Below are 8,153 nucleotides of genomic sequence, written 5' to 3' on the forward strand. Positions count from 1 at the left end.
CCGGCCGCACCATCCGCGAGGCCCTGACGTTGCTGCGGGTCAGCGGCGCGTTGTGCGCCCTGGCCGCGATCGAGATGCTCTGGGGCGCCGGCATGACCGGCGTCGAGGTGCTGTCCGGGCTGCGGATGGTCGACCTGGTCGGGGACACCGAGGACGGCGTCGCCACCTACGCCGTCACAGTGGCGGTGGCCTGGAGCATCAGCGGTCTCGGTGCCGCGGCCGCCCGTGGGTGGCGCGGCGCACCGGGTCGTGGGTGCGCGCTGCGATCGTCTCCCGCGTTGCCCAGGGCGCCGGCGTCGCCCTTGCGGTCGTCATCGTCGGGCCGGTCGGGCTGATACTCGGCTACCTCGGCTTCTACCTCGTGCACGGCACCGCCAACGTCGCGCACTACGGCCTGGTGCACCGGCACACCACCGCCGCGCACCGCGCGACGATGGTCAGCGTCAACAGCCTGACCTCGCGGATCGGCGGGATGGCGGCCGCGCCGGCGCTCGGTGCGCTGGCCAGCGGGCAGGGTCTGGTCGCCGGATTCGCAGTCTCCGCGGTGCTCCTCGTCCTGCCCGCGCCGCTCTACCTGCTGGCCAGGATTCCGCCGGGCACACGGGACGACACGGCTACGGACGGGCTGCCGAATGCGTCAGGCGGTCGCACGGGCGAAGCGCTGCGACCAGTCGCGTAGGTACGCGTGGAACTCCGCGGGTTCGACGACGGTGAACTCCGCGCCGAGTGAGCCCAGGGCCATCGCCGGCCATTCGAGTTGGTCCGCTGCCATCTCCACCCGGCAGCGCTCCGGTCCGGTTTCAGTGACCGTCGCCCATCGGCCGATCCGCGCCCGGACGGCCTCGGCGGGCGCACGGACGTCGACCACGACCTGGTGCGGATCGCGCAGGCCGACGATCGAGGACTTCACGTACTCGGCGGCGTCCCCACCCGGTGGTGTTCGCGGCGCGAACCGCGCGCCGGTGCTGCGCGGTTCGCGCAGCCGGTCGAGGCGGAAGCTGCGCCAGTCGGTGCGGTCGAGGTCCCAGGCGGCCAGGTACCAACGACGTCCGAGCCGGACCAGGCGGTGCGGCTCGACGTGACGCGAGGTGACTTCGCCCGCGCGGGCGGTGTAGTCGAATCGCAGCCGTTCGCTGTCGCGGCAGGCCTGGGCGACCGCGACCAGCGCCTCGGTGTTCACCACCGGCCCGCCGCCCGACGAACCCCAGGTGGCCGGCACGGTCATCGCGCGCAGCGCGTCGACCCGACGGCGTAGCCGTGGCGGCATCACCTGCACGACCTTGCCCAGCGCCCGCACCGAGGCCTCCTCGATGCCGGGGATCGCGCCGTCGGTCGCGGCCTGCATGCCGACGGCCAGCGCCACGGCCTCCTCGTCGTCGACCACGAGCGGCGGCAGCGCCGTGCCGGCCCGCAGTTGGTAGCCGCCGTCCACGCCAGGAGTGGCGTCGACGTCGTAGCCGAGCTCGCGCAGCCGGTCGACGTCGCGGCGCAACGTGCGCTCGGAGACGCTCAGCCGCTCGGCCAGGTCGCTGCCCCGCCAGTGCCGGTGCGCCTGCAGCAGGGACAGCAGCCGCAGGGTCCGCGAGCTCGTGTTCGCCATGCCGCAAAGTCTCCCAGAATTGCGGACAGAAACTGACCGCAATCGGCGTAGCGTTCTTCTCACCAGCAGGAACGACCCACGGAGGAACGAGATGAACACCATCGAGGACTACAAGGCCCTGACCCCGGCCGGCACCTCCACCGGCGCCGCCGGCGACGACCCCGCCGCGATCGAGCGCGCGGACCTGCTCGACCTCCTGACCAAGCACCGCTTCTTCCTGCGGGTCACCGCCGACGGACTCACCAACGAGCAGGCCTCCACCCGGACCACGGTCAGCGCGCTGACGGTCGGCGGACTGGTCAAGCACGTGGCCTTCTGCGAGCGCGGCTGGGTGGACTTCATCCTGAACGGCCCGGCCGCGATGGCGATGACCGAGGACTCGTACGCCGAGCACGGGGACTCGTTCCGGTTGCTGCCGGGCGAGACCCTCGAAGGCGTCCTGGCCACCTACGCCGAGGTCGCCGCCCGCACCGACGCGCTGCTCGCCGAGGTCGACCTGAACTCCTCGCACCCGCTGCCCGAGGCGCCGTGGTTCCCGCCGAACGCCCGTTGGACCGCGCGGCGCGCGCTGACCCACATCGTCGCCGAGACCGCGCAGCACGCCGGCCACGCCGACATCATCCGCGAATCGCTGGACGGCTCCCGCACGATGGGCTGAGCCCATCGAGGCTCAGCCGGCGACGGTGCTCCGCTGCAGACTCCGGCTGCTCGCCCGGGCCGCGTCGTAGCGGCGGAGCACCAACTCGACCAGCGCCGGGTGCACGCCGAGCGGATCTGACACCAAGTCAGCTCCGCAGGCCTTGATCTCGGTCGCGAAGCGCCCGGGCGAGAGTAGGTAGGTCGCGGCGGAGACGCGGTGATGGCCGGCGGCCCGGAGGGCGGCGACGGTCTCCACGACTGACGGCGTCGTCGAGCTGTTGTAGGCGGCGACGACCTCCCGGCCGAGCCGGGCCGCCAGCACAGCGGCGACCGCGTCGGCATCCGCATGCGAACGCGGGTCCGACGAGCCGGCGACCGCAAGCACCACCGGGTTGGTCGGCGGCGGGCACACCGGGCAGTACTCGGCTTCGGCCAGACGGTCGGCCAGAGCGTCCACCAGAAGGTCGTCGGGGCCGAGCGCCGGCGCGACCCCGGCCCCCGGGCGGTGGAAGGCCGCCGCCCCGGCGACGTCGTGCGCAATGTGGTAGCCGTTGCCGAGCAGCAGCGGGACGACCGCGACCTCGCCCGGCACGTCCGCGAGCACCTCGGGCAGCAGCGGGGAGGCGAGCTCGATGTACGCCTCGCGCACGTCCAACCCGGGCCGGGCAGCGCGGACCGCGTCCAGCAGTGCGCGGATGTTCGCCTGGGCCGCCGGATTACGGCTGCCGTGCGCGACGGCAACGAGCACAGGAGTGCTCATTCGACGCGCAAGCGGTAGCCGCGCTTGACGACGGTCTGGACGCACTGACCGTCGCCGAGGGCCGCGCGCAGCCGGGTGACGGCCATCTCGACCGCATGTTCTGACGCTGCGTCACCGCTGGGCAGGCGCGGGACCAGCTGGGCCCGCGACATCACCCGGCCGGGCTGCTCGGCGAGCGCGCGCAGGACCGCCATCGGGGCCGGCGGCAGGTCCACCATCCGCTGGTCGACCAGGACGGCGTGGCCGCGGATCTCCAGGCGGTGCCCGCCGACCACCAGCCCGTCCGGGCGGCGGCGGGGCAGCTCTTCGGCGATGACCCGCACCAGGGCGCCGAGGCGCGGGCGGTCCGGCTGCAACGTCTTCACCCCGATCGATTCGAGCGGGTCCGCGGTCACCATGCCCACGCAGGCCGGCACCACGTCCCCGCGGAACGCGGCGAGCACCGCCTCCCGGCGGCCCACCTGCTCGGCGAGGTCGAGCATCGCCTGCACGGCGGGCTTGCTGGTGAACGCGACCGCGTCCACGTTGCGGGTGGCGACCAGGTCGATCAGCTTGGCCAGCGGCGCGATGTCGTCCGGCGGGCGCCACTGGTAGATCGGCACCGGGATGACCTCGGCGCCGGCCGTACGCAGTCCCTCGATCAGCTCCGGCTCGGGGTCGCCGTGCAGCTGCACCGCGATCCGCACGCCCCGGATGTCACCGGCCCGCAGGTGATCGAGCACCTCGCGCAGTGACTCCGAGACCGGCGACCAGGTCTCGCGCAGCCCGGCCGCGCGGATCGCGCCCATCGCCTTCGGTCCGCGGGCGAGCACGTCCGCGTTCTCCAGCACCCGGCGCAGCGCGTCGCCCAGGCCCCAGCCGTCGGCGGCCTCCATCCAGCCGCGGAATCCCACACCCGTGCTGGCGATGACGATCTGCGGCGGCACGGCGATGCAGGCCCGGGTGGCCGCGACCAGGTCGGAATCGTCGGTCAGCGGGCGAATCTGCACCGCGGGCGCAGAGATCACCCGGGCGCCGCGACGCTCGAGCAGGCCGGCGAGTTCCTCACGCCGACGGCACGCGGTGATGGCGACGCTGAAGCCGGTCAGCACCATCGAGCCGTTCGGCGACGGCTGGGATATGAGACCGGGCGGATCCGTTCCGACGGCGGGGTCGCCGAGGACTGTCATCCGTTGGCTCCGCGGACCTGCACGACGCCACCGCTGACCCGGGCCTCGAAGCGGACGAGGGCGAGCGACTCGTCGTCCAGGCACCGTCCGGTGCGCAGGTCGAAGACGTGCTTGTACAGCGGCGAGGCGACGGTGGGCACGTCCCCGCGACTGCCCACGATCCCGCGCGCCATGACCGAAGCCCCGGTCTTCGGATCCAGGTTGGACAGCGCGTGGACCTCGCCGTCGTAGGTGCGGAACACCGCCACCGGCGCGTGCCCGACCAGCGCGGGCACGCCGACCTCGGTCGGCAGGTCGGCCTCGGCGATCACGTCCACCCAGGTCGTGACGTCAGCGATGGTCAACGGATGGGCATGCAGTCCGGAGTCAAGGGTGGTCATACCGCTCCTACCTTCAGGGTCGGGCCGGCGACGATGCGCAGCTCTCCGTTCTCGCCCTCACGGGTCGGACGGATCTGGCCGCGCTCGTCGACGAAGGTGATCGTCGGGTCGGGCGTGTTCGGGGCGTTGACGAAGGAGACGAAGCGCTTGAGCTTCTCCGGGTCGGCGATGGTCGCGGCCCACTCGTCGGCGTAGCTCGCGACGTGCTTGGCCATGTCGGCCTCAAGGTCGGCGCAGATGCCGAGCGAGTCCTCGACGAGCACCTCCTTGAGGTAATCGATGCCGCCGTCCAGAGCCTCCAACCAGGGGGCGGTGCGCTGCAGCCGGTCGGCGGTGCGGATGTAGAACATCAGGAACCGGTCGATGTAGCGGATCAGGGTCTCGTCGTCGAGGTCGCGGGCGAGCTCGATCGCGTGCTTGGGCGTCGCGCCCCCGTTGCCGCCGACGTAGAGGTTCCAGCCCTTCTCGGTCGCGATGATGCCGAAGTCCTTGCCGCGGGCCTCGGCGCACTCCCGGGCGCAACCGGAGACGCCGGACTTCAGCTTGTGGGGCGCGCGCAGGCCGCGGTAGCGCAACTCCAGGGCGACGGCCATCCCGACCGAGTCCTGCACCCCGAAGCGGCACCACGTCGATCCGACGCAGGACTTCACCGTGCGCAGCGACTTGCCGTAGGCGTGGCCGGACTCGAAGCCCGCGTCGATGAGCTGCTTCCAGATCAGCGGCAACTGCTCGGCACGGGCCCCGAACAGGTCAATGCGCTGGCCGCCGGTGACCTTCGTGTAGAGCCCGAACTCCTTGGCGACCTGGCCGACCGCGATGAGGCCGTCGGGGGTGACCTCTCCGCCCGGCATACGCGGCACCACCGAGTAGGTGCCGTTGCGCTGCATGTTGGCGAGCAGGTGGTCGTTGGTGTCCTGCAGCGAACCGCGCTCGCCGTCGAGGACGTGCTCGTTGTGCCGGCTGGCCAGGATCGAGGCCATCACCGGCTTGCAGATGTCGCAGCCCCGGCCGGTGCCGTGTGAGCTGAGCACGTCGGAGAAGCTGCGCGCCCCGGTGACCTTGACGATGTCGAAGAGCTCGGCCCGGCTGTAGGCGAAGTGCTCGCAGAGCGCCTTGCTGACCGTGACGCCGGCCTTGGTCAGCTCGTGCTCGAGCAGGGTCTTGAGCAGCGGGACGCAGGATCCGCAGCCGGTGCCGGCCTTGGTGCAGCCCTTGATGTCCGGCACCGAGGTGCACCCGCCGTCGGCGACCGCGTGCACGATCTCGCCCTTGGAGACGTTCTCGCAGGAGCAGATCGTCGCCTCGTCCGGCAGACCGGCCGGGCCGATCCCGACCGCGCCGCCCTCGCGGGCGGGCAGGATCAGGTTCTCGGGGTTCGGCGGCAGCGGGATATCCGCGCCGGCCAACGGACGCAGCGTCAGATATGCCGAGGCGTCGCCTACCAGGATCCCGCCGAGCAGCCGGGTGCCGTCGGCAGAGACCACGAGCTTCTTGTAGACCTGGGTGATCGGGTCGGCGTAGGTGAGCTCGAGGGCGTCCGGGGTGGTGGCGAACGCGTCGCCGAAGCTGGCTACGTCGACGCCGAGCAGCTTGAGCTTGGTCGACATGTCCGCGCCGTGGAACGGCCTCGCGCCGCCGGCGATCGCCTCGGCGGCGGTCTCGGCCTGCGAGTAGCCCGGAGCGACCAGGCCGTAGACCCGGCCTCCGGCGCAGGCCACCTCGCCCACGGCGTAGATCGACGCGTCGGAGGTGCGGCAGTGCTCGTCGACGACGACACCGCCGCGCTCGCCGAGGTCCAGGCCGCAGGCCCGGGCCAGTTCGTCGCGGGGGCGAATGCCGGCCGAGAACACCAGCACCCCGATGTCGAGCGGCTCGCGGTCCTTCAGCAGCAGTTGGGCCACGCGGCCTCGCTCGTCGGCCACGATCGCCTCGGTGCTCGCGCCCAGGTGCACCTGCACCCCGAGGGAGCGGACGTGGCGGGCCAGCATCGCGCCGCCGGCCTCGTCGACCTGCAGCGGCATCAGGCGCGGGGCCATCTCCACCACGTGCGTGGTCAGCCCGAGGTTGAGCAGCGCGTTGGCCGCCTCCAGGCCGAGCAGGCCGCCGCCGATCACCGCGCCCGCGGTGGCATCGGCGGCGGCCGCCCGAATCGCGTCCAGGTCATCGATGGTGCGGTAGACGAAGCAGTTCTCCGCTTCGCGTCCCGGCACCGGCGGCACGAACGGGTAGGAGCCGGTGGCCAGCACCAGCACGTCGTAGGCGACGACCCGACCGTCGGCCAGCGTCACGCTGCGGGCGGCCCGGTCGATCCCGGTTACCTGAGCGCGGAGTTCCAGGGTCACGGCCGGGTCGGGGTAATGCCCGTCGGGCAGCAGGGACAGGTCCTCGGCGCTGCTGCCGGCGAACACGGTGGAGAGCGCGACCCGGTCGTAGGCCGGGCGGGACTCCTCACCGAGGACGGTGATGTCCCAGCCGGCGGTCAGCCCACGGTCGAGCGCGGCGCTGACGAACTTGTGCCCCACCATGCCGTGGCCGAGCACGACGAGCGAGCGGCGTGCGGGGGCCATCGCCTGCTCCTTCCACGGGGTCACATCGAGATGGTGACCCCATGGCAACGCAGTGGCGTTTCCCAGTTGCGTCGGGATTGTTACAAGGGCCGCACCATGCCCCTCGACACTTCTCACGGCTCCCGCGCGCGGGTGTTTGCGCTGGTCAGCGCGTTTCGAGCCCGCTCAGACGGGGAACACCAGCGCGGTTGCGATCGCCGCCACACCCTCGCCGCGGCCGGTCAGACCCAGCCCGTCGGTGGTCGTGGCCGCCACCGAGACCGGAGCGCCGGCCGCCGCGGACAGCGCCGCGACGGCCTCCTCGCGCCGCGGCCCGATCCGCGGCCGGTTGCCGATCACCTGCACCGCGACGTTGCCGATCTCGAACCCGGCCGCCCGGACCCGCCGGGCCGCCTCGGCCAGCAGCGTGACCCCCGAGGCCCCGGCCCACTCCGGTTCGGAGGTACCGAACTGCGCCCCGAGGTCAGCCAGCCCGGCAGCGGAGAAGAGAGCGTCGCAGCACGCGTGCGCCGCCACGTCGGCGTCGGAGTGCCCGACCAGCGCGGGCTCGCCCGGCCAGCACAACCCCGCCAGCCAGAGCTCCCGCCCGCCGGCCTGGGTGGCGAACGCGTGCACGTCGACCCCGATGCCCACTCTCACGCGTGCGAGCTCATCGGTGCCGTCGCCGGGCCAGAATCGCCTCGGCGAGCAGCAGGTCCACCGGGCGGGTGACCTTGAAGGCCTCCTCGCTGCCGGGGACGGTCCGCACCGGGAGCCCGAGGCGCTCGACCAGGCCGGCGTCGTCGGTGGCGGTGTCGCCGGTGGCCGCCGCGTGCGCCTTCTCCAGTACCTCGCGGGAAAAGCCCTGCGGGGTCTGCACCGCAGCCAGCCCGGACCGGTCCGGCGTGGCCACCACGAGTCCCCCCTCGACCTGCTTGATCGTGTCCGCCACCGGCAGCGCCGGGATCACCGCCTCCGCGCCCGCCCGGACCGCCGCGGCGACCGCGTCGACCAGCTCGACCGGGACCAGCGGGCGGGCCGCGTCGTGCACCAGCACCC

Annotated in this window: 9 protein-coding genes and 1 pseudogene; 3 read left to right on the top strand and 7 right to left on the bottom strand. The window is 72.8% G+C overall.

Going from position 1 to position 8,153, the window contains the following annotated elements; translation table 11 throughout:
• Both H0X00_RS18905 and H0X00_RS18910 read left to right on the top strand, forming a co-directional pair.
• Positions 1-335: pseudogene (locus tag H0X00_RS18905) on the top strand (hypothetical protein); the annotation flags it as partial.
• Complete coding sequence (locus tag H0X00_RS18910; protein WP_293773920.1) at positions 254-679, top strand: hypothetical protein; 426 nt, start codon at positions 254-256, stop codon at positions 677-679. The pseudogene H0X00_RS18905 and the gene H0X00_RS18910, both read left to right, overlap by 82 nt.
• On the opposite strand, the gene H0X00_RS18915 is transcribed toward H0X00_RS18910, so the two are convergent.
• The gene (locus tag H0X00_RS18915; RefSeq protein ID WP_293773921.1) at positions 638-1,600 is read right to left on the bottom strand and encodes a YafY family protein; all 963 of its coding nucleotides are present in this window, start codon (positions 1,598-1,600) and stop codon (positions 638-640) included. The two genes, H0X00_RS18910 and H0X00_RS18915, sit on opposite strands and share 42 nt — an antisense overlap.
• Before the next feature lie 91 nt (positions 1,601-1,691).
• On the opposite strand from H0X00_RS18915, the gene H0X00_RS18920 reads away from it, so the two are divergent.
• Positions 1,692-2,258, top strand: a complete 567-nt coding sequence (locus H0X00_RS18920) for a DinB family protein (RefSeq protein WP_293773922.1) — start codon at positions 1,692-1,694, stop codon at positions 2,256-2,258.
• A gap of 12 nt (positions 2,259-2,270) precedes the next feature.
• Here the strand turns inward: H0X00_RS18920 and H0X00_RS18925 are convergent, their stop codons facing one another.
• The 6 genes from H0X00_RS18925 to H0X00_RS18950 form a co-directional block, all read right to left on the bottom strand.
• Positions 2,271-2,987: a sirohydrochlorin chelatase gene (locus H0X00_RS18925; protein WP_293773924.1), complete on the bottom strand. Its 717-nt coding sequence runs from the start codon at positions 2,985-2,987 to the stop codon at positions 2,271-2,273.
• A gap of 8 nt (positions 2,988-2,995) precedes the next feature.
• Entirely contained in the window at positions 2,996-4,093 is a 1,098-nt protein-coding gene (locus tag H0X00_RS18930; RefSeq protein WP_367186697.1) for a uroporphyrinogen-III synthase, read from the bottom strand.
• 71 nt (positions 4,094-4,164) lie between these two features.
• On the bottom strand, positions 4,165-4,548 hold the full coding sequence (nirD, locus tag H0X00_RS18935) for a nitrite reductase small subunit NirD (RefSeq protein WP_293773936.1): 384 nt from the start codon (positions 4,546-4,548) through the stop codon (positions 4,165-4,167).
• Entirely contained in the window at positions 4,545-7,115 is a 2,571-nt protein-coding gene (nirB, locus tag H0X00_RS18940; RefSeq protein ID WP_293773937.1) for a nitrite reductase large subunit NirB, read from the bottom strand. The genes nirD and nirB overlap by 4 nt, the downstream gene beginning before the upstream one ends.
• Before the next feature lie 165 nt (positions 7,116-7,280).
• Positions 7,281-7,754 (bottom strand): 2-C-methyl-D-erythritol 2,4-cyclodiphosphate synthase, encoded by a 474-nt coding sequence (ispF, locus tag H0X00_RS18945; protein ID WP_293773938.1) that lies wholly within the window; start codon positions 7,752-7,754, stop codon positions 7,281-7,283.
• A 10-nt stretch (positions 7,755-7,764) separates the two neighbouring features.
• The coding region (locus H0X00_RS18950; RefSeq protein ID WP_293773940.1) for a 2-C-methyl-D-erythritol 4-phosphate cytidylyltransferase at positions 7,765-8,153 on the bottom strand (389 nt) is incomplete at its 5' end.

The organism is Sporichthya sp. (assembly GCF_013815995.1).
Lineage (GTDB): Bacteria > Actinomycetota > Actinomycetes > Sporichthyales > Sporichthyaceae > Sporichthya.

Bases quoted from the DNA above. Each gene is read 5' to 3' on its own strand.
- H0X00_RS18915 (WP_293773921.1), bottom strand. From the start codon at position 1,600: ATGGCGAACACGAGCTCGCGGACCCTGCGGCTGCTGTCCCTGCTGCAG.
- H0X00_RS18920 (WP_293773922.1), top strand. From the start codon at position 1,692: ATGAACACCATCGAGGACTACAAGGCCCTGACCCCGGCCGGCACCTCC.
- H0X00_RS18930 (WP_367186697.1), bottom strand. From the start codon at position 4,093: ATGGTGCTGACCGGCTTCAGCGTCGCCATCACCGCGTGCCGTCGGCGT.
- nirD (WP_293773936.1), bottom strand. From the start codon at position 4,548: ATGACCACCCTTGACTCCGGACTGCATGCCCATCCGTTGACCATCGCT.
- nirB (WP_293773937.1), bottom strand. From the start codon at position 7,115: ATGGCCCCCGCACGCCGCTCGCTCGTCGTGCTCGGCCACGGCATGGTG.